Origin of the sequence: Enterobacter sp. RHBSTW-00175 (assembly GCF_013927005.1) — a bacterium.
Lineage (GTDB): Bacteria > Pseudomonadota > Gammaproteobacteria > Enterobacterales > Enterobacteriaceae > Enterobacter.
The window spans coordinates 1037455-1056879 of sequence record NZ_CP055930.1 but is presented as its reverse complement, the minus strand read 5'-3'; the positions used below and the strand labels follow the sequence as shown (position 1 = coordinate 1056879).

The 19425-nt window shown below is 53.1% G+C and carries 18 protein-coding genes and 3 tRNA genes; 10 read left to right on the top strand and 11 right to left on the bottom strand.

The features are described 5' to 3' along the window. Positions 1–6 precede the first annotated feature (6 nt). Entirely contained in the window at positions 7–1338 is a 1332-nt protein-coding gene (gene argA, locus HV107_RS04960; RefSeq protein ID WP_182062281.1) for an amino-acid N-acetyltransferase, read from the bottom strand. Between the two features lie 226 nt (positions 1339–1564). On the opposite strand from argA, the gene amiC reads away from it, so the two are divergent. Then, positions 1565–2818: an N-acetylmuramoyl-L-alanine amidase AmiC gene (gene amiC, locus HV107_RS04955; protein ID WP_014071587.1), complete on the top strand. Its 1254-nt coding sequence runs from the start codon at positions 1565–1567 to the stop codon at positions 2816–2818. Between the two features lie 87 nt (positions 2819–2905). Here the strand turns inward: amiC and HV107_RS04950 are convergent. The 3 genes from HV107_RS04950 to HV107_RS04940 form a co-directional block, all read right to left on the bottom strand. Beyond that, a tRNA-Met gene (locus HV107_RS04950) sits at positions 2906–2982 on the bottom strand. A 43-nt stretch (positions 2983–3025) separates the two neighbouring features. Further along, positions 3026–3102: transfer RNA gene (locus HV107_RS04945), tRNA-Met, on the bottom strand. Positions 3103–3274: 172 nt separating this feature from the next. After that, a tRNA-Met gene (locus HV107_RS04940) sits at positions 3275–3351 on the bottom strand. Positions 3352–3560: 209 nt separating this feature from the next. On the opposite strand from HV107_RS04940, the gene mltA reads away from it, so the two are divergent. Beyond that, positions 3561–4658: a murein transglycosylase A gene (mltA, locus tag HV107_RS04935; RefSeq protein WP_182062280.1), complete on the top strand. Its 1098-nt coding sequence runs from the start codon at positions 3561–3563 to the stop codon at positions 4656–4658. Positions 4659–4734: 76 nt separating this feature from the next. Then, the gene (tcdA, locus tag HV107_RS04930; RefSeq protein WP_182062279.1) at positions 4735–5541 is read left to right on the top strand and encodes a tRNA cyclic N6-threonylcarbamoyladenosine(37) synthase TcdA; all 807 of its coding nucleotides are present in this window, start codon (positions 4735–4737) and stop codon (positions 5539–5541) included. On the opposite strand, the gene csdE is transcribed toward tcdA, so the two are convergent. Continuing rightward, entirely contained in the window at positions 5532–5978 is a 447-nt protein-coding gene (csdE, locus tag HV107_RS04925; protein ID WP_182062278.1) for a cysteine desulfurase sulfur acceptor subunit CsdE, read from the bottom strand. The two genes, tcdA and csdE, sit on opposite strands and share 10 nt — an antisense overlap. Continuing rightward, complete coding sequence (gene csdA, locus HV107_RS04920; protein WP_182062277.1) at positions 5978–7183, bottom strand: cysteine desulfurase CsdA; 1206 nt, start codon at positions 7181–7183, stop codon at positions 5978–5980. Before csdA ends, csdE begins: the two co-directional genes overlap by 1 nt. Before the next feature lie 440 nt (positions 7184–7623). Here csdA and gcvA point away from each other — a divergent pair, with 440 nt between their 5' ends. From gcvA to rlmM, 3 genes are read left to right on the top strand one after another with little or no spacing between them, the layout of a single operon-like run. After that, complete coding sequence (gene gcvA, locus HV107_RS04915; protein WP_182062276.1) at positions 7624–8541, top strand: glycine cleavage system transcriptional regulator GcvA; 918 nt, start codon at positions 7624–7626, stop codon at positions 8539–8541. Positions 8542–8581: 40 nt separating this feature from the next. Beyond that, a complete protein-coding gene (locus tag HV107_RS04910; RefSeq protein ID WP_003862756.1) occupies positions 8582–8977 on the top strand; it encodes a DUF423 domain-containing protein in 396 nt (131 codons plus the stop codon). Further along, positions 8970–10070 carry a 23S rRNA (cytidine(2498)-2'-O)-methyltransferase RlmM gene (gene rlmM / locus HV107_RS04905; protein ID WP_182062275.1) on the top strand — a complete coding sequence of 367 codons (1101 nt, stop codon included), beginning with the start codon at positions 8970–8972 and terminating at the stop codon, positions 10068–10070. The genes HV107_RS04910 and rlmM overlap by 8 nt, the downstream gene beginning before the upstream one ends. A 39-nt stretch (positions 10071–10109) precedes the next feature. On the opposite strand, the gene xni is transcribed toward rlmM, so the two are convergent. From xni to queF, 5 genes are all read right to left on the bottom strand, one after another. Further along, complete coding sequence (gene xni, locus HV107_RS04900; RefSeq protein WP_182062274.1) at positions 10110–10868, bottom strand: flap endonuclease Xni; 759 nt, start codon at positions 10866–10868, stop codon at positions 10110–10112. A 112-nt stretch (positions 10869–10980) separates the two neighbouring features. Beyond that, positions 10981–12348, bottom strand: coding sequence for an L-serine ammonia-lyase (locus HV107_RS04895; RefSeq protein ID WP_182062273.1), 1368 nt, complete (start codon positions 12346–12348; stop codon positions 10981–10983). A 64-nt stretch (positions 12349–12412) separates the two neighbouring features. Further along, the gene (locus HV107_RS04890) at positions 12413–13708 is read right to left on the bottom strand and encodes an HAAAP family serine/threonine permease (RefSeq protein WP_182062272.1); all 1296 of its coding nucleotides are present in this window, start codon (positions 13706–13708) and stop codon (positions 12413–12415) included. A 516-nt stretch (positions 13709–14224) separates the two neighbouring features. Next, a complete protein-coding gene (ppnN, locus tag HV107_RS04885) occupies positions 14225–15589 on the bottom strand; it encodes a nucleotide 5'-monophosphate nucleosidase PpnN (RefSeq protein WP_182062271.1) in 1365 nt (454 codons plus the stop codon). Positions 15590–15705: 116 nt separating this feature from the next. After that, positions 15706–16548 carry an NADPH-dependent 7-cyano-7-deazaguanine reductase QueF gene (gene queF / locus HV107_RS04880; protein WP_182062270.1) on the bottom strand — a complete coding sequence of 281 codons (843 nt, stop codon included), beginning with the start codon at positions 16546–16548 and terminating at the stop codon, positions 15706–15708. A gap of 69 nt (positions 16549–16617) precedes the next feature. Between queF and syd the strand changes: the two genes are divergently transcribed. The 4 genes from syd to HV107_RS04860 all read left to right on the top strand — a co-directional run bounded on the left by syd (position 16618) and on the right by HV107_RS04860 (position 19359). After that, positions 16618–17163: a SecY-interacting protein gene (gene syd, locus HV107_RS04875; protein ID WP_182062269.1), complete on the top strand. Its 546-nt coding sequence runs from the start codon at positions 16618–16620 to the stop codon at positions 17161–17163. A 619-nt stretch (positions 17164–17782) separates the two neighbouring features. Next, entirely contained in the window at positions 17783–18112 is a 330-nt protein-coding gene (locus HV107_RS04870; RefSeq protein ID WP_182062268.1) for a YqcC family protein, read from the top strand. Next, positions 18109–18888, top strand: coding sequence for a tRNA pseudouridine(65) synthase TruC (gene truC, locus HV107_RS04865; protein WP_182062267.1), 780 nt, complete (start codon positions 18109–18111; stop codon positions 18886–18888). The genes HV107_RS04870 and truC overlap by 4 nt, the downstream gene beginning before the upstream one ends. 21 nt (positions 18889–18909) lie before the next feature. Continuing rightward, a complete protein-coding gene (locus tag HV107_RS04860; protein ID WP_182062266.1) occupies positions 18910–19359 on the top strand; it encodes a flavodoxin in 450 nt (149 codons plus the stop codon). The last annotated feature ends 66 nt before the right edge of the window (positions 19360–19425 follow it).

Below are 19425 nucleotides of genomic sequence, written 5' to 3'. Positions count from 1 at the left end.
CACGTTCTATCCCAGATCGGCCATCAGCACTTTTGAACGGCGCTGATAGTTGTACATCTCTTTTTTACTTTCCGGCAGGGAATCAATATCCACAGGCGTAAAACCACGCTCCTGGAACCAGTGGATACTGCGGGTGGTGAGAACAAACAATTTACTCAGGCCAATCTGGCGCGCCTGCACCGCAATGCGCTCCAGCAGCATTTCACCGCGTGATGAGCTGCGGTAGTCAGGGTGTACGGCAACGCAGGCCATTTCACCGATCTTCTCTTCCGGGAAGGGATAGAGTGCGGCGCAGGCGATGGTCAGGTTGTCGCGCTGAATAATGGTAAATTTGTCGATCTCCATTTCCAGCTGCTCGCGAGAGCGACGCACCAGAATACCTTGCTGCTCCAGCGGGCGGATCAACTCCAGAATACCGCCAATATCATTGATGGTAGCGCGACGAATTTGCTCGGCGCTCTCCATCACAATCTGTGTACCGATACCGTCACGGGAGAACAGTTCCTGCAACAGTGCGCCATCTTCCTGGTAACTGATGAGGTGGCTACGGCGCACGCCGCTGCGGCAGGCTTTTACCGCCCCACGCAGAAAACGCACCGTGCCGGAATGGTAATCGCTTTTCGCTTCCAGCTCTTCGACCCGGGCCTGCGCTTCGTTCGGGAATAATTCCGGTACAATTACGCCTTCATCGTTAACAACACCCTGTGAGGAGCAAAAGCCAATCATTTTTTCCGCTTTTAGCTTGATAGCCAACTGGGTGGCTATTTCTTCTGAGGTGAGGTTAAAACTTTCACCGGTCACGGAGACCGCGACTGGCCCCATCAGCACGATTGCGCCGCTGTCCAGCTGGCGGTGAATGGCTTCTTCATCGATACGACGAATACGACCGCTGTGGCAATAATCCACGCCATCGTCCACGCCGAGCGGCTGCGCGATGATAAAATTGCCGCTGACCACGTTAATATGCGCACCCTGCAATGGGGTGTTGTTCAGGCTCATGGATAAACGCGCCGTGATATCCAGCTGCAAAAGCCCGGCGGCCTGTTTTACCAGTTCGAGGGTTTTCGCATCTGTTACGCGGGTGTGTTTGTGGTAAATCGGCTCATGATGATGTGCGGCCAGATTGGCATCGATTTGCGGACGCGCACCATAGACCACAACCAGACGAATGCCGAGGCTGTGCAATAAGCCAATATCATTGACAATACTGGAAAAGTTTTCATGCTCGATGGCTTCACCGCCAAGCATGATGACAAACGTTTTTCCCCGATGGGCATTGATATAGGGAACAGAATGGCGGAATCCCTGGACCAGTTCGGTTCTACGTTCCTTCACCATGACACAACCCTTAATGAATGTTTATTCGTAATTTGTGTATTTTTATTCGATTGTGGCCGCGCGCGCAAGCCTAAATTTTCCGCGAAGCATAGAAATTTATAAGTAATGCGTGCGTTAACGTATGATTGTTTACCCTTTTATAGATGACAGTTTATGCGTCATTCGTTAAAGTTTTCGGTCAATTTGGGCGTTTATTTATCAATTTGATTTCTTGCTCGGGAGAAGCATGTCGGGATCCAAATCAACAATAAGCCGCCGCCGCTTGTTACAAGGGGCCGGGGCGATGTGGTTGCTTAGCGTCAGTCAGGTTGCGTTTGCTGCTGTCAGTCAGGTGGTGGCGGTGCGTGTCTGGCCGTCGTCAACCTATACACGTGTGACTGTCGAATCTAATCAGGTGCTGAAGTATAAGCAGTTTGCGCTAAGCAACCCTGAACGTGTCGTGGTGGATCTCGAAGGTGTTAACCTGAACTCCGTCCTGAAAGGGATGAGTGCGCAGATCCGTGGCGACGATCCCTTTATCAAATCTGCTCGAGTGGGGCAGTTTGATCCGCAAACCGTGCGTATGGTGTTTGAGCTTAAGCAGAACGTTAAACCGCAGCTCTTTGCTCTGGCACCGGTTGCCGCATTTAAAGAGCGCCTGGTGATGGATCTCTATCCGTCGAATGCCACGGATATCCAGGATCCGCTGTTGGCACTGCTGGAAGATTACAACAAAGGCGATCTTCAGCGTCAGGTTCCCCCTGCGCAAAGCGGGCCGCAACCCGGTAAAGCCGGGCGCGATCGCCCGATCGTGATCATGCTTGATCCGGGGCACGGTGGAGAGGACTCCGGTGCGGTCGGGAAGTATCGCACTCGTGAAAAGGATGTGGTGCTGCAAATTGCGCGACGTCTGAAAGCGCTGATCGACAAAGAAGGCAACATGCGTGCTTACATGACGCGTAATGAAGATATCTTTATTCCGCTGAAAGTCCGTGTGGCAAAAGCGCAAAAACAGCGCGCGGACCTGTTCGTGTCTATCCACGCTGATGCCTTTACCAGCCGTCAGCCGAGCGGTTCTTCGGTATTTGCGCTGTCGACAAAAGGGGCAACCAGTACCGCAGCGCGATACCTTGCCGACACTCAGAACGCCTCTGACCTGATTGGCGGTGTGAGTAAAAGCGGCGATCGCTATGTCGACCACACCATGTTCGACATGGTGCAATCCCTGACCATTACCGACAGCCTGAAATTTGGTAAAGCGGTACTGGGCAAACTTGGCAACGTCAACAAACTGCATAAAAACAGTGTGGAGCAGGCCGGTTTTGCGGTGCTGAAGGCGCCTGAAATACCGTCTATTCTGGTCGAAACGGCGTTTATCAGTAACGTTGAAGAGGAGCGCAAGCTCAAAACGGCGAAGTTCCAGCAGGAAGTGGCGGAATCGATATTGTCGGGAATTAAAGCCTATTTCTCTGACAGCGCAACGCTCGCCAGAAGAGGGTAGTGACTGATGCCGGGGCATTACCCGGCAAATTCACTTATTACAGATACAAAAAAACACCCATAAGGGTGTTTATTGTTTTAGACGTGTTGGTTGCGGGGGCCGGATTTGAACCGACGACCTTCGGGTTATGAGCCCGACGAGCTACCAGGCTGCTCCACCCCGCGTCCGTCTTCTGCTTTTAGCAGAACTTACTTCTTCAAATTTGATTGGTTGCGGGGGCCGGATTTGAACCGACGACCTTCGGGTTATGAGCCCGACGAGCTACCAGGCTGCTCCACCCCGCGTCCGTCTTTTTGCTTCGTATTTCAAATCACATCTGCGTTGGCTTTCCTCGTTCACCTCAGTCACTTACTGGAGTAAGCTTCTAAGGATTCACTGCGTCGCCGCCTTGCTGTGATTCAAACTACTTAACAAAAATCTCTTCTATTCATAGAAGATACTTCATCAAATTTTAATTGGTTGCGGGGGCCGGATTTGAACCGACGACCTTCGGGTTATGAGCCCGACGAGCTACCAGGCTGCTCCACCCCGCGTCCGTGGATGCGCACTATACGCGGATAGCTTTGTGATGCAACCCCTTTTTTACATAATTGATGTAATTAGTATGTAAATTGAACGACATCGCATCCTGTGGACTATTTTTTGCGCAAAATTTGCCAAAGGGCATGTGATTGCATTTCATTAGCCCTGGTGGTTTGTTATCTTCATCACGCGGATAAGGGCAACTTAAAGACGAGATATAATGAAAGGACGTTGGGCGAAGTATCTAATGACAGGCGCAATGGTAGCTATTCTTGCGGCCTGCTCTTCCAAACCGACCGATCGCGGTCAACAGTATAAAGACGGGAAATTGTCCCAGCCTTTCTCTTTAGTTAACCAACCCGATGCCGTAGGCGCACCGATTAACGCCGGGGATTTCTCCGAGCAGGTCTATCAGATCCGTAGTGCGTCACCGCGTCTGTATGGCTCACAGAATAACGTTTACAGTGCAGTACAGGACTGGCTGCGTGCGGGCGGCGACACGCGCAATATGCGCCAGTTTGGTATTGATGCCTGGCAGATGGAAGGTGCAGATAACTACGGCAACGTCCAGTTTACTGGCTACTACACGCCTGTCATCCAGGCGCGACACACCCGTCAGGGCGAATTCCAGTACCCTATCTACCGGATGCCACCAAAACGTGGGCGTTTACCGTCCCGTGCAGAGATTTACTCGGGTGGCTTAAGTGATAGCTATGTGCTGGCCTACAGTAACTCCCTGATGGACAACTTCATCATGGACGTGCAGGGCAGTGGTTATATCGATTTTGGTGATGGTTCTCCGCTTAACTTCTTCAGCTACTCCGGTAAAAACGGACATGCCTACCGCAGTATCGGCAAAGTGCTTATCGATCGTGGTGAAGTGAAGAAAGAAGATATGTCGATGCAGGCTATCCGCGAGTGGGGCGAAAAACACAGCGAGGCCGAAGTGCGCGAGCTGCTGGAGCAAAACCCATCCTTCGTCTTCTTCAAACCGCAGAACTATGCCCCGGTGAAAGGGGCAAGTGCCGTACCGTTGATTGGCCGTGCTTCTGTGGCATCTGATCGTTCAATTATTCCGGCGGGTACCACACTGCTGGCGGAAGTGCCTCTGTTGGATAACAACGGGAAATTTAGCGGCCAGTATGAATTACGCCTGATGGTTGCCCTGGATGTTGGTGGCGCTATCAAGGGCCAGCATTTCGATATTTATCAGGGGATTGGCCCGGATGCTGGTCATCGTGCTGGCTGGTATAACCACTACGGGCGTGTCTGGGTGCTGAAAGCGGCAGCACCGGGCGGCAACGTATTCAGCGGCTGATTATGGTATTCTGATCGGAATACGGATTACTGTTCAGGGTGAGGGATAACCTCACCCTTTTTACATCTGAGGTTTTATGTCTGTGGTAATCAGCGATGCGTGGCGCCAGCGTTTTGGCGGTACGGCACGTTTATATGGCGAAAAAGCCCTGCAACTGTTTGCAGATGCGCACGTGTGCGTAGTGGGGATCGGTGGTGTCGGCTCCTGGGCGGCAGAAGCGCTGGCCAGAACCGGTATTGGTGCCATCACATTGATTGATATGGATGATGTCTGTGTCACCAACACCAACAGACAAATCCACGCTCTGCGGGATAACGTAGGTCTTGCCAAATCTGAGGTGATGGCCGAGCGTATTCGTCTGATCAACCCTGAGTGCCAGGTCACGGTGATTGATGATTTCGTGACGGCAGAAAACGTTGCTGAGTACATGAGCAAAGGCTATAGCTACGTGATTGATGCCATCGACAGCGTGCGTCCAAAGGCGGCGTTGATTGCTTACTGCCGTCGCTACAAGGTTCCGCTGGTGACAACCGGTGGCGCGGGTGGGCAAATCGACCCGACGCAGATCCAGGTGGCTGATCTGGCGAAAACGATTCAGGATCCTCTGGCGGCGAAACTGCGCGAGAGATTAAAAAGCGACTTTAACGTCGTGAAAAACAGCAAAGGTAAGCTGGGTGTGGACTGCGTATTTTCGACAGAAGCGCTGGTTTACCCACAGGCTGACGGGTCTGTTTGTGCCATGAAAAGCACAGCGGAAGGGCCAAAACGGATGGATTGCGCTTCCGGTTTTGGCGCGGCCACCATGGTGACCGCGTCCTTTGGCTTTATCGCGGTGTCGCACGCGCTGAAGAAAATGATGGCAAAGGCGGAACGTCAGGCCTGAGCCTGTCGCGCCGCGTCCTGCACCGCTTCGCTAAGCGCGGTCAACCCCTGACTGCGCGAGGCGCTAAGCTGCGCACGCAGGCCCAGCTCATCAAACAGCGTTAAGGGTGAATGGGCCAGCAGTTGCGCGGCGCTTTTGCCTTCGACGGCGGTCAGCAGTACCGCCAGCAGGCCACGAACGATACGGCCTTCGCTGTCACCAAAGAAATGCAGCGTTTCGCCGGTAGCGCTAAACCCCAGCCAGACGCGATTTTCACACCCGGCAATCTCTTTTGCCTGTGCCCGAAGCGCGTCTGAAAGAGCAGGTAACTGCTTACCCAACATAATCAGCTGACGGTATTTATCTTCCCACTGGGTAAGTGGGGCGAAGGTCTGTTTTAGCGTCTCTTCTGTGATGACGGTACCAAACGGGTGTCCGGCTAAAGCGGGGCTAGTCATTAATCCACCAGTAATTCAAGGGCGCGGTCGACGGCTGCAACCAGCGCTTCGACATCGCTTTTTGTATTGTACGGAGCAAAAGAGGCACGCAGCGTACCGCTGACGCCCAGTGCGGCCAGTAACGGTTGTGCGCAATGCTGTCCGGCGCGTAAGGCAATGCCATATTCGGCAAGAAGTGTCACCATATCGCTGTGATGAACACCTTCAAAATCAAAGGCTAACAGACTTGAATCCTGAACGCGAAACGACCGGAATCCCGGGCGCTTTTTGAGTTCTTCTTCCGCAAGGGTTGCCAGTCCGCGGCTCCAGCTTTCAGCCTGGACGATGTCCGTTTCGCCAAGCCACTCCAGCGCCGCGCTTAGCCCAATAACCCCCGCCACATTGGGGGTGCCAGCTTCCAGTCGGTAAGGAATGTCCTGAGTTTTAAAGCCATCGAACGTGACTTCGGTAATCATTTTGCCGCCGCCAAGCCACGGTGTCATCTGCGCCAGCAGCTCAGGTTTGCCATACAGGGCGCCAATGCCGGTCGGCCCGTAGAGTTTGTGCCCTGAAAATGCATAGAAATCGATATCGAGTTTTTGTACGTCTGCCGGAAAGTGCACAACACCCTGCGCACCATCAACCATGACCACCATGCCGCTGGCATGGGCGGTGGTAATGGCACGCGCTAAATCCGGGCAGCCACCGGTGACATTAGACATCTGCCCCAGCGCCAGGATCCGGCTGCGGGCGGTGATAAGCTCGGGCAAACGAGCCACATCGGGCAGATTATCGGCACCCAGCGGCAGCCTGATGACACGTGCCCCGGTTTGCCCGGCAACCATCAACCAGGGAACCAGGTTGGCATGGTGTTCAGCTTCACTGACGATAATCTCGTCGCCAGGTTGCAGGAGCGGTCTGGCGTAACACTGGGCAACCATGTTTATGGCTTCTGTGGTTCCGCGCGTCCAGACGATATTTTTACCGCTTTCGGCATTCAGCAGGCGCGCTACCTGATCGCGGGCGGCTTCATAGCGTGCGGTTAAGCGTTGTGCTTCGGCAAACTGACTGCGGTGGACGTTACCGGCACTCAGGCTATAGAACTGCTCTGTTGCCTCGATAACCGCCAGCGGTTTGAGCGCGGTTGCAGCACTATCAAGGTAAACACCGGCATCGGCCAGCGCCGGAAACTGTTCGCGAAAATGTGCGGGACTGAAAGCGTTCATGGAATTCCTCATTTCTGTCCTTAGATCGTCGCGCAAATTTGGCGGCAGGGCAAGGTCGTTAAAGGAAACGCAGGGGGGAGAAACTTGGGAGGTAAAAAATGGACAAAAAAAAGCACCGCAAATCGGCGGTGCTACATTAATCACTATGGACAGACAGGGTAAATGTACAGGAAGTGAAAAATTGGTAGCGTTGCTACCGTGGTCTGAATCGCAGACCAATTGCAAACACAACAACACAACATCACAACCGTAAGCCAAAAGCCTTTTAGAACACGCATTCCAAAAAAAGCTTTTCGTTCCGGCTCAGGAAGTGCCGCCACTATAGGTATTTGCTGGTAGTTCCTCAACGGACAAATTATAATGTCTCAGATAAAAAAAACTAATAGGTTAAACGTTGTTTCCTATATGTTAAATCTTGTTAACATCTAAGCCAGATAACCATGTCGAAGCGATTACCACCCCTTAATGCATTACGTGTTTTTGATGCAGCAGCACGTCATCTGAGTTTCACCCGCGCAGCAGATGAGCTTTTTGTGACACAGGCCGCAGTAAGTCACCAAATCAAGTCTCTGGAGGATTTCCTGGGGCTTAAGTTGTTTCGTCGTCGCAACCGTTCGTTGCTTCTGACGGAAGAGGGGCAGAGCTATTTTCAGGATATTAAAGAGATTTTCTCCCAGCTCACCGAGGCCACGCGCAAGCTACAGGCACGCAGCGCTAAAGGCGCGCTAACCGTAAGCTTATTGCCCAGTTTTGCGATTCAATGGCTGGTGCCCAGACTCTCAAGCTTTAACTCAGCTTATCCGGGAATTGATGTCCGAATCCAGGCTGTAGACCGTCAGGAAGAGAAACTGGCGGATGATGTCGATGTGGCGATTTTTTATGGCCGTGGCAACTGGCCGGGTTTACGCGTCGAGAAATTATACGCAGAATATCTGCTTCCGGTCTGTTCCCCGATTTTACTTACCGGCGATAAAGCATTGAAAACGCCATCAGATTTGGCGCTACACACCCTTTTACACGATGCTTCTCGTCGGGACTGGCAAACTTATACCCGCCAGCTAGGTCTTAATCATATAAACGTGCAGCAAGGCCCCATTTTTAGCCACAGTGCGATGGTGTTACAGGCTGCGATTCACGGGCAGGGTGTGGCATTGGCAAACAACGTCATGTCTCAGTCCGAAATTGAGGCAGGCCGTCTGGTGTGCCCTTTTAATGATGTTCTGGTCAGCAAGAATGCGTTTTATCTGGTTTGCCATGACAGCCAGGCAGAACTGGGTAAAATAGCCGCCTTCCGGCAGTGGATCCTGGCGAAAGCGGCGAGCGAGCAAGAAAAATTCCGCTTCAGATATGAACAATAACTTTTTGTGTGCAGGGCACGCATAACTTTAGGACCGAAACATGACCAGCCGATTCATGCTGATTTTTGCCGCGGTGAGTGGCTTTATTTTTGTCGCACTGGGCGCCTTTGGTGCGCATGTGTTAAGCAAATCCCTGGGGGTTGTGGAAATGGGCTGGATCCAGACCGGCCTCGAATATCAGGCGTTCCACACGCTGGCTATCTTCGGACTGGCCGTGGCGATGCAGCGTCGTATTAGTATCTGGTTTTACTGGAGCAGCGTCTTCCTGGCGCTGGGTACGGTGCTGTTCAGTGGCAGCCTGTATTGCCTGGCGCTCTCGCATTTGCGCCTGTGGGCGTTTGTTACACCTGTCGGCGGCGTAAGCTTCCTGGCCGGTTGGGTATTAATGTTTATCGGAGCTATCCGTCTGAAACGCAAGGGCGTTGTTCATGAATAAGGTTGTTTTATATTGTCGCCCGGGGTTTGAGAAAGAGTGCGCCGCGGAAATTACTGATAAGGCTGCACGCCGCGAAGTGTTCGGTTTTGCTCGCGTTAAAGAGAACGCGGGCTACGTGGTGTTTGAATGTTATCAGCCTGAGGATGCCGATAAGCTGGCACGTGAGTTGCCGTTCAGTTCGCTTATTTTTGCACGTCAGATGTTTGTTGCGGGAGAACTGCTGAAAGATCTTCCGCCTGAAGACCGCATTACACCTGTTGTGGGCATGTTGCAGGGCGTAGTCGAGAAGGGCGGCGACCTGCGCGTTGAGGTGGCAGACACTAACGAAAGCAAAGAGCTGATGAAGTTCTGCCGCAAGTTCACCGTTCCGCTGCGCGCTGCACTTCGCGAGGCCGGGATCCTGACAAACTACGAGACGCCGAAACGCCCGGTGGTGCATATCTTCTTTATTGCACCGGGCTGTTGTTATACGGGGTATTCCTACACCAATAATAACTCGCCGTTCTTTATGGGCATCCCGCGCCTGAGGTTCCCGTCCGACGCCCCAAGCCGTTCGACGCTGAAACTGGAAGAGGCGTTTCACGTCTTTATTCCAGCGGATGAGTGGGACGAACGTCTGGCAAACGGGATGTACGCCGTCGATCTCGGTGCGTGCCCGGGTGGCTGGACCTATCAGCTGGTGAAACGCAACATGTGGGTCTCTTCTGTCGATAATGGCCCTATGGCGCAAAGCCTGATGGATACCGGGCAGGTGACCTGGCTGCGCGAAGACGGTTTCCGTTATCGTCCAACCCGTAACAACATCTCATGGATGGTGTGCGATATGGTAGAGAAGCCAGCGAAAGTTGCTGCGCTGATGGCATCCTGGCTGGTGAACGGCTGGTGCCGTGAAACGATTTTTAACCTCAAATTGCCGATGAAAAAGCGCTATGAGGAAGTTTCTCAGAACCTGGCGTACATTCAGGAGCAGATGGATGAGCACGGTATTAACGTGGTCATCCAGGCGCGTCAGCTGTATCACGACCGCGAAGAGGTGACGGTGCACATTCGTCGCTGGTGGGCGGCTGTGGGCGGGCGTCGCGACGAGCGATAGTCCCCTCATCCTAACCCTCTCCCCATTGGGGAGAGGGTATTAACTGCGCTCTAACCGCAGTTGCTGCAAATTCCCGTCCAGCTGCAAATCCGTCTGTAATGTCGCCACATCCCGGCAGATAAATGCCATCTCTTTATGCGCTTCCAGCTTCTTACGCCATTTTTCTGGTACGTCTTCCAGTCGGGCATAAATCCCCTCCAGACTCTGAAAATCAGTCAGGAGTTGAGCGGCACTCTTTGGCCCGATACCGGCAACACCGGGCACCTTCGAGCTGCTGATCCCCGCCAGGCCCCAGTAATCAGGAAGTTGTTCAGGCGAGACGCCAAACTCGCTGGTGATAAACGGCGCATCAAGCCAGCGTTTTTGAAAGTAATCACGAATACGGATCGTGGGGGAGAGCAACTGACAGTAGCCTTTGTCAGTTGAGACAATCGTCGCCTGATGTCCGGCGCTTGCGACCTTTACCGCAAGCGTTGCCGCCAGGTCGTCTGCTTCACAGCCCTCAGCGCCCCAGCAAGGGACGCCACGCTGTTCAAAGGCGGCGCGGATTGCGGGCATTTCGGCGTGCAGATCGTCTGGCATCGGCGCGCGCCCGGCTTTGTAGTCGGGCAGTCGTTGGTGGCGCCAGCCTGTATTTCGGGCTTCGTCGTCAAACACCGCAACCACATGGGTTGGCTCACTGTGGCGGATAAGCTGCTCCATAGCGTGCAGACAGGTGTCTTTACAGGGGGTGCCCTGCACCGCATGGATACGGCGAATCAGGTTAAGTGCGTCGACGATAAGCAAATGAACAGCCACAGATAATCTCCCTTAAATCTACTGAGTAAAGGGTAACACTGTCGGCAGGATGAAACGAATAGTGCGGGGGAAAACAGGAAGAAGCCTCGCAAAACGAGGCTTCTTAAGCGGTTTAATCGCAGGTCACGATCTTCATCGCCAGGCCACCGCGAGAGGTTTCACGGTATTTGGCGTTCATATCTTTACCTGTCTCGTACATGGTTTCGATAACCTTATCGAGACACACGCGCGGCTCGCTGGTACGACGCAGCGCCATTCGTGCCGCATTGACTGCCTTAACAGAAGCAATCGCGTTACGCTCGATGCATGGCACCTGAACTTGCCCGGCGACAGGGTCACAGGTTAGCCCCAGATTGTGCTCCATGCCGATTTCGGCGGCGATGCACACCTGAGTCGGGCTCGCGCCCAGTAGTTCAGCCAGGCCCGCAGCCGCCATTGAACAGGCCACACCGACTTCACCCTGACAGCCCACTTCCGCACCGGAAATTGAGGCGTTCATCTTGTAGAGTGAGCCGATGGCACTGGCAACCAACATATAGCGCGCCAGAGAGTTGGCGTTCACTTCACGGATAAATTTGTCGTAGTAGGCAAGCACGGCAGGAACAATACCGCACGCACCGTTAGTCGGTGCTGTAACCACGCGGCCACCTGCGGCGTTCTCTTCGTTTACCGCCAGCGCGAACATGTTAATCCAGTCGACAACGGCCATTGGGTCAGTGGTGGTTTTGTCGGTGCTGACCAGCATCCGGCGCAGTGCTGCCGCACGGCGCGGTACACGCAGTTTGCCTGGCAGAACGCCTTCGGTGGTGATCCCGCGCTCGATACCGCCGCGCATCACTTCCCAGACGTTCGCGAAGTGTTGCTCCAGCTCTTCTTTGCTGTGCAGCGCCAGTTCGTTTTTCATCATCAGGCCAGAGAGCGAAAGACCCGTCTCCTGGCAGTGGCGCTGTAAATCTGCTGCATTTTTGTATGGATACGGCACTTCAACAGCAGAATTGTTGGACTGACCAAAATGGTCTTCGTCGACGATGAAACCGCCGCCGATGGAGTAATAGGTCTGGCTATAGACGGCGTTATCGCCGGCCAGTGCGGTAATACGCATCCCGTTTTCGTGCCGGGAGAGATTGTCGGCATGGAAGTTCATGCACCGATCAACCGGGAATTCCACTTCGTGCTCGCCGTTCGCCAGCAGCAAACGACCGTGAGTATTTACGTCCTGGATGAAACCAGGGATCGCGTCAATATCAACGGTATCCGGCAGGTTTCCCGCCAGACCCATGATGATGGCGATATCGGTATGGTGGCCTTTACCCGTCAGGGAAAGGGAACCGTATACATCGACAACCACGCGGGTTACGTCGTGCAAAATGCCGCGTGCAATCAAGTCATCCGTGAATTGTTTACCGGCTTTCATTGGTCCGACGGTGTGAGAGCTGGAAGGACCAATACCGATTTTGAAGATATCGAATACGCTAATCATGATGCGTCCATTGCTATCAGTCAGGAGGGAGGAGTGCGCCGCCCGAAGGCGGCGCGGGAGATAATCAGAACATGGTGTACAGGGAATAGAAGATCGCAGAGATAGCGATAAGTCCCATGATGACAACGAAGATGTTGCTGACCTGGCCGCTGTACTTACGCATAGCAGGTACTTTCTGAATTGCATACATCGGCATCAGGAACAGAATCATCGCGATAACCGGACCACCCAGGGTTTCAATCATGCCCAGAATGCTTGGGTTCAGCGTGGCAACAGCCCAGGTGCTCAGCAGCATGAACAGAGCGGTCATTTTGTTCAGTTTGTTGATTTCAATGCTCTTGCCTTTACCGCGCAGAGATTTAATCACCATACCGTTGAAACCTTCACGTGCGCCCAGATAGTGCCCCAGGAAGGATTTGGTGATAGCGATAATCGCGATGATTGGCGCCATCCAGGCGATAACCGGTGCGTTAAAGTGGTTAGCCAGGTAAGACAGGATCGTAATGTTCTGCTCTTTCGCTGCCGCCAGGTCGGCTGGAGACAGGCTCAGTACGCAGCTAAATACGAAGAACATCACGGTCAGAACCATCATTACGTGAGCGCGAGCCAGGATGCTGGAGCATTTCTTCTCTGCACCATTGCCGTACTCTTCACGCTTCGCCACGGCGAAGGAGGAGATGATTGGCGAGTGGTTGAACGAGAACACCATCACAGGGATGGCCAGCCACAGGGTCATTAGCAGGCCGTTGCCGGTCGCGGATGCACTGCTGAGCGACAGGGTTTCCAGAGCCGCACCGTTCCACTGTGGGATCAGGTAGCAGGCCAGCACCATCAGGGCAATCACAAACGGGAACACCAGAATGCTCATCGCTTTAACAATCATCTGCTCACCGAAACGCACGATGGTCATCATGCCAACGATCAGAATCAGCGACAGAATGGCACGCGGTGGCGGCGTCAGGTGCAACTGGTGCGTCATGAAGCTTTCAACGGTGTTGGTGATTGCCACGCTATACACCAGCAGAATTGGGTAAATCGCGAAGAAGTAGAGCAGGGTAATCAGTTTGCCTGCGCCAATACCGAAGTGCTCTTCAACCACTTCAGTGATGTCTTCACCCGGATTTTTACCGGACAGCACAAAACGGGTCAGACCGCGGTGTGCGAAGAAGGTCATCGGGAAAGCGATGATGGCCATGATGATAAGCGGGATCAGACCGCCGACACCTGCGTTGATAGGAAGGAACAGTACACCAGCGCCGATTGCTGTGCCGTAAAGGCCAAGCATCCACATGGTATCCGTTTTGCGCCAACCACTTCGGGATTCAATCGAAGCAACGGTGCTGGTTTGAGTGGTTTCCATCTGTATCTCCTGGAGGAAGCGAATTGTCAGGTTTTTAGTCAAATCCGATGAAAAAGTGCCTGACGGTAATATGAAATTCGTTCAGTGACGGTTTTTTAATAATTTTTGCCCGTAACTATTGGCGGGCGGAAAGATACATTCTAGTTATGAATCTATCAGTGATCCTGATCCCAAATGCAATAATCCACTTTTGATATGGATATCTTTAGACCATTTATCTGTTAAAGAAACATCAAAGAGAATTTACGGGCGCGAAGGCTACCATTAACAACATGCAGCCTGAAAGACTGACCAGTGAGTTAGGAGTCTTACGCTGTAAAGAAGAGGCTTTTTAGTGTTTTCTGACGAGTAATTTTGATTAAGGCTGATAATTTACGGTCTGAAAATCGAGGTAATCGTTTGCGTGAAGTTAGATTATGTAAATCACATAAGAGATAAGTATGAGTTGTAACGGTAATAAAAAAAGCCGGATAGCGCTTCGGCACTATCCGGCTTGATGGACGTCACTTGCGGGAGTTACGTGCAAATCTCGTAGCAAGGAATGTAGGCTGAACCCGGCAGCTTCATGCGGTGTTGAGCGACAAAGCCCTGTAGCATGTCATCCATGCGGCGCATCATCTCGGGGTCACCGTGTATCTTATAAGGGCCAAACTCTTCGATAGCGCGGATCCCCATCTCTTTGACGTTACCCGCAACGATACCGGAGAAGGCGCGTCGTAAATCGGCCGCCAGAACTTCAACCGGCTGATCCGGGTACAGTTTCAGGTTGGCCATATTCTCGTGAGAAGGTTCGAACGGGATTTGCAGCTCCGGCGCAATACGGATTGACCAGTTGAAGCTGTAAGCATCACCGGTATCGCGACGGTTCTCTTTGACCAGCGGCATGGCTTTCTTCATCTGACGCGCGACTTCCGCCGCATCATCAATGATAATGCGATAGTGACGGCGCGCAGATTCACCGAGCGTATGTACGATAAACTCATCCAGAACGCGGAAGTAGTCAGCGCTCTCTTTTGGCCCGGTCAGGATCAACGGCAATACCTGATCTTTGTTGGCCGGGTTCATCAGAATCCCCAGCAGATAAAGCAGCTCTTCCGCCGTACCCACCCCGCCAGGGAAGATGATTATCCCGTGGGCGATACGGACAAACGCCTCAAGACGTTTTTCGATATCTGGCATGATAATCAGCTCATTGACCAGCGGGTTCGGTGGCTCGGCCGCAATGATGGACGGCTCGGTCATCCCGATAAAGCGCCCCTCTTTATAGCGTTGTTGCGCATGGCCGACTGCCGCCCCCTTCATTGGCGCTTCCATGGCGCCCGGGCCGCAACCGGTACAGATGTTCAGTTCACGCAGGCCGAGCTGGTTCCCCACCCGACGGGCGTAGAGGTATTCGGTTTCGTTAATCGAGTGACCGCCCCAGCAAACGACCATATTCGGTGCTTCACCCACGTGCAGGGCACGGGCGTTACGCAGGATAGAAAAGACCAGGTTAGTGATGTGAACAGAGCTTTCCAGGTCGAGATGCTGGAAACGGCCCGCGTTGTGGATTTGCCCGTTAACAAACAGGATGTCGCGCAACACCGCGAACAGGTTTGCCTGGAGTGAGCGAATAATTCGCCCGTCGACAAAGGCCTCTTCCGGTGGATTGATGACTTCAAGTTTTACACCGCGCTCACGGCGCAGCACGTTGATATCAAAGCTTTCGAAACGGGACAGCAGTTCTTTACTGTTGTCTGTCAGGCTTCCGGAGTTCAGTACGGCAAGAGAACAATTACGAAACAGTTGATAAAGATCGCTACTGGCCGTGCGTTTAAGCATGTCCACTTCCAGCTGCGACAACATATCCATTGAGCCAAGTGGGCTAATATGTGTAATCAAGTGAGCTCCTTACGGGACGATTATCGTCTTTCCCTGTTGATTACAATAGCCCTGGCTTATGAGGTTTCACAACAGTTTGGGCGGAATACCGCCCGCATATTGTGAAAATATTTATATTACTGACGCACCAGACGACCGGTCGCAGGCACAAAATCGGTATTGGTGCGCCACGGGTTAATGTCCAGGCCGCCACGGCGGGTATAGCGGGCATAAACGCTCAGCTTCTCGGGCTGACAGAAACGCTGAATGTCATTGAAGATGCGTTCTACGCACTGCTCGTGGAATTCGTTGTGATGGCGGAATGACACCAGGTAGCGCAGCAGCTTTTCCCGGTCGATCTTCGGCCCTCGATACAGGATCTGCACCGATCCCCAGTCTGGCTGATGGGTTATCAGGCAGTTGGATTTCAGCAGATGGCTGACCAGCGTCTCTTCCACGACTTTGCCACCGGCTGCGTTTTCCAGGTAGTCGGTGCTGAACTCGTAGTTATCAATCTCAATATCCTGTTCGTCGATACAGGTTCCATTGAAGTGGGCAACAGGCTGGCCTTCCAGCTCATGCAGACGATACAACGATACTGTGACGTCGCCTTTCGCGCAGGCACGTAAATCGCGCTCCAGGGTGTGCAGCACATCTTCCCAGCTGTCGAATCGGGTCTGGTTAAAGCTGTTGAGGTACAGCTTGAAGCTTTTGGACTCCACCAGATTAAGGCTGGCGTAATCCAGCTCCACATGGCCTACGGCCACCTGTGGCAGGCCGCGCGCATTCAGCCAGGAGAGTTCGTACAGTGTCCAGATATCACCACCCACAAATGGCAGTGCATCGGCGTGCAGTCCAAGCGGATCGCGGTTCAAACTGCGCGGCACACCCTGCAACAGGGTTGCATCGTAGGTGTCGCGGTAATCGGTCGATTTCCCCAGCGTTAAGCCCGTTAACGCCTGATGATTTTCGTAAGACATGTTTCATTGCCACTTTGCAGGTACACTTAAGGGCTGAGTTTATCCTGTCTTACGAGAAGAGAGAAATCGGTGGATATCGAAACTGCAAATGCCCTGACCACATTTACAACTCGCTACTGCGAAGCATGGCAAGAAGCGAAAGGGACGTGGCCGCAAAGCGCTGACTTATATGGCATTCCTTCACCATGCGTCATCTCGACTCTGGACGATTGCGTTATCTGGCAACCGAAGCCGTTCACCGGGGAACCCAATGTAAATGCGGTTGAACGCGCAATGGACCTTGTGATACAACCTGCGCTTCATGCGTTTTATACCCTGCAATTCGCTGGGGATATGAATGCCCGCTTTGCCGGCTTACCGCTGACACTGTTACAGACGTGGAGCGAAGATGATTTGCAACGTGTTCAGGAGAACCTGATTGGTCATCTGGTCACGCAAAAGCGCCTTAAACTTTCTCCGACCCTTTTTATAGCCACGCTCGACAGTGAACTGGACGTTATCTCCGTCTGCAATCTGTCTGGTGAAGTGATTAAAGAGACACTCGGCACCCGCAATCGCGACGTTCTCGCCCCTTCACTTGCGGATTTCCTTACCCGGCTTGAGCCTCTCCTGTAATCCATCATGCTATAGCGCGTGTGAGAGATCTCTTACAAGGTTTGTGAGAGATCGGCGCGTCGTTAAGTTAAATCCCATCCACCTTTTGCTATTAACTTCATTATTTTCAATTGGATAGTGAATTTGTTGTGTTGGGATGAGTCTTACAGCGCTTACAGAGTGGGTTGTAAGACGAAGCGGAATAGCGGATTCTATCTCTGTCGACAGGACGCCGACACGAGAAACGAACATCAGGATGATGGCGTTTCTCACGCAGGACACGTCAGGATGGCGCTTCAGGAAGGCTTCAGGATGAAGCAAAAGGATCACGCAGGACGCGTAAAGGACACCTCCAGGAAGGAGAATGAGAACCGGCCAGGATGGGCGGTGGGTCAGGAATACCAGGACGTTTCAGGATGAAACATTCACGTCAGGATGATGTGAGAAGGATGCAAAGGTTTACGGATGACCAGGCCTTCGGGCTTCAGGAAAAGTTGTCACGGATGAGCAGGGAGCACGAATTGTAGCTGGAATGCTGCGAAACGAACCGGGAGCACTGTTTATACAGTGCTCCCTTTTTTTATTTCCCCCTTCGGCAGTGTTATGCTTCGCGCCATTGTGTTTTTCGGTCGAGGTTTTCATGACGCGTCACGACAACGTGCGTGCCCAACTGCACGCCATCGAAGCAGTATTACGTCAGCATCAGCTCTGGCAGGCGGTATCTCCGCAGCCGGAAGCATTCTCTAGTACACAGCCTTTCTGCCTGGATACGCTTGAACCTTTTGAGTGGCTGCAATGGGTCCTTATCCCGCGTATGCACGCGTTGCTGGACGGGGGGCATCCGCTCCCTCAGGCTTTTGCCGTGTCGCCGTATTATGAAATGGCGCTGGATGCCGCACATCCGGCGCGCGAAATACTCCTGATTGAGCTGGAACGTCTGGATACGCTGTTTGCAGGTGATGATGAATGACGCTTGAAATCCTGTACCAGGATGAATGGCTGGTGGCGGTTAATAAACCTTCAGGCTGGCTGGTTCACCGTAGCTGGCTCGATCGCGACGAAAAAGTGGTGGTGATGCAGACCGTGCGTGATCAGATTGGTCAACATGTGTTTACCGCGCATCGCCTGGACAGGCCGACATCCGGCGTATTGCTGATGGGGCTTTCCAGCGAGGCAGGGCGCCTGCTGTCACAGCAGTTTGAGCAGCATCAGATCCAGAAACGTTACCATGCGATTGTACGTGGCTGGCTGACAGATGCCGCCCGGCTGGATTATCCGCTGGTGGAAGAACTGGATAAAATTGCCGATAAATTTGCCCGCGATGACAAAGGCCCGCAACCTGCGGTGACGGATTATCGCGGCATGGCGACCACGGAAATGCCAGTGGCCACCAGCAAGTTTCCGACCACGCGATACAGCCTGGTTGAGCTTTTGCCCAAAACCGGGCGCAAACACCAGTTGCGTCGCCATCTTGCGCATCTGCGCCATCCGATTATCGGCGACAGTAAGCACGGTGATTTGCGCCAGAACCGCAGCGCGGCCGAACATTTTGGCTGCCATCGTCTGATGCTGCACGCAAGCGAACTGAGCCTTACGCACCCGTTTACCGGCAAACCGCTGACAATACATGCGGGGCTGGACGACGTCTGGATGCAGGCATTGTCACAGTTTGGCTGGATGGGGCAACTCCCCGAAAATGAAAGGGTTGAGTTTGTTTCAGGCAGCGTTCAGGATGAACAGCAATAGCAAAAATTAACGGAGCAACACATGGCTGAAGTCGGCATTTTTGTTGGCACGATGTACGGTAATTCACTGCTGGTGGCGGAAGAAGCCGAAGCGATCCTCACAAACCAGGGCCATAAGGCCACCGTGTATGAAGACCCGGAGCTGGACGACTGGAAAAAGTACCAGGACAAATACATCCTGGTGGTGACCTCGACCACCGGACAGGGCGATCTGCCGGACAGTATCGTACCGCTTTTCCAGGGAATTAAAGACCAGCTTGGCTATCAGCCTGACGTTCACTACGGCATCATTGCCCTGGGGGACAGCTCCTATGCCAATTTCTGTGGCGGTGGCAAGCAGTTCGATGCCCTGTTGCAGGAACAAAGCGCTCAGCGCGTGGGTGAAATGCTGCTGATTGATGCCGGTGAACATCCTGAACCGGAAAGCGAATCAAACCCGTGGGTTGAACACTGGGCGACACTGCTAAAATAGTTTTGTAGTTTGTAGGCCGGGTCAGGCGAAGCCGCCACCCGGCGAGACCTACCTCTCAAAATCCTT

Coding starts and splice junctions, on each gene's coding strand:
- HV107_RS04890 (WP_182062272.1), bottom strand. CDS start 13,708: ATGGAAACCACTCAAACCAGCACCGTTGCTTCGATTGAATCCCGAAGT.
- gcvA (WP_182062276.1), top strand. CDS start 7,624: ATGTCGAAGCGATTACCACCCCTTAATGCATTACGTGTTTTTGATGCA.
- truC (WP_182062267.1), top strand. CDS start 18,109: ATGACGCTTGAAATCCTGTACCAGGATGAATGGCTGGTGGCGGTTAAT.
- csdE (WP_182062278.1), bottom strand. CDS start 5,978: ATGACTAGCCCCGCTTTAGCCGGACACCCGTTTGGTACCGTCATCACA.
- mltA (WP_182062280.1), top strand. CDS start 3,561: ATGAAAGGACGTTGGGCGAAGTATCTAATGACAGGCGCAATGGTAGCT.
- HV107_RS04910 (WP_003862756.1), top strand. CDS start 8,582: ATGACCAGCCGATTCATGCTGATTTTTGCCGCGGTGAGTGGCTTTATT.
- argA (WP_182062281.1), bottom strand. CDS start 1,338: ATGGTGAAGGAACGTAGAACCGAACTGGTCCAGGGATTCCGCCATTCT.
- rlmM (WP_182062275.1), top strand. CDS start 8,970: ATGAATAAGGTTGTTTTATATTGTCGCCCGGGGTTTGAGAAAGAGTGC.
- HV107_RS04895 (WP_182062273.1), bottom strand. CDS start 12,348: ATGATTAGCGTATTCGATATCTTCAAAATCGGTATTGGTCCTTCCAGC.
- csdA (WP_182062277.1), bottom strand. CDS start 7,183: ATGAACGCTTTCAGTCCCGCACATTTTCGCGAACAGTTTCCGGCGCTG.
- tcdA (WP_182062279.1), top strand. CDS start 4,735: ATGTCTGTGGTAATCAGCGATGCGTGGCGCCAGCGTTTTGGCGGTACG.
- HV107_RS04860 (WP_182062266.1), top strand. CDS start 18,910: ATGGCTGAAGTCGGCATTTTTGTTGGCACGATGTACGGTAATTCACTG.
- queF (WP_182062270.1), bottom strand. CDS start 16,548: ATGTCTTACGAAAATCATCAGGCGTTAACGGGCTTAACGCTGGGGAAA.
- amiC (WP_014071587.1), top strand. CDS start 1,565: ATGTCGGGATCCAAATCAACAATAAGCCGCCGCCGCTTGTTACAAGGG.
- HV107_RS04870 (WP_182062268.1), top strand. CDS start 17,783: ATGACGCGTCACGACAACGTGCGTGCCCAACTGCACGCCATCGAAGCA.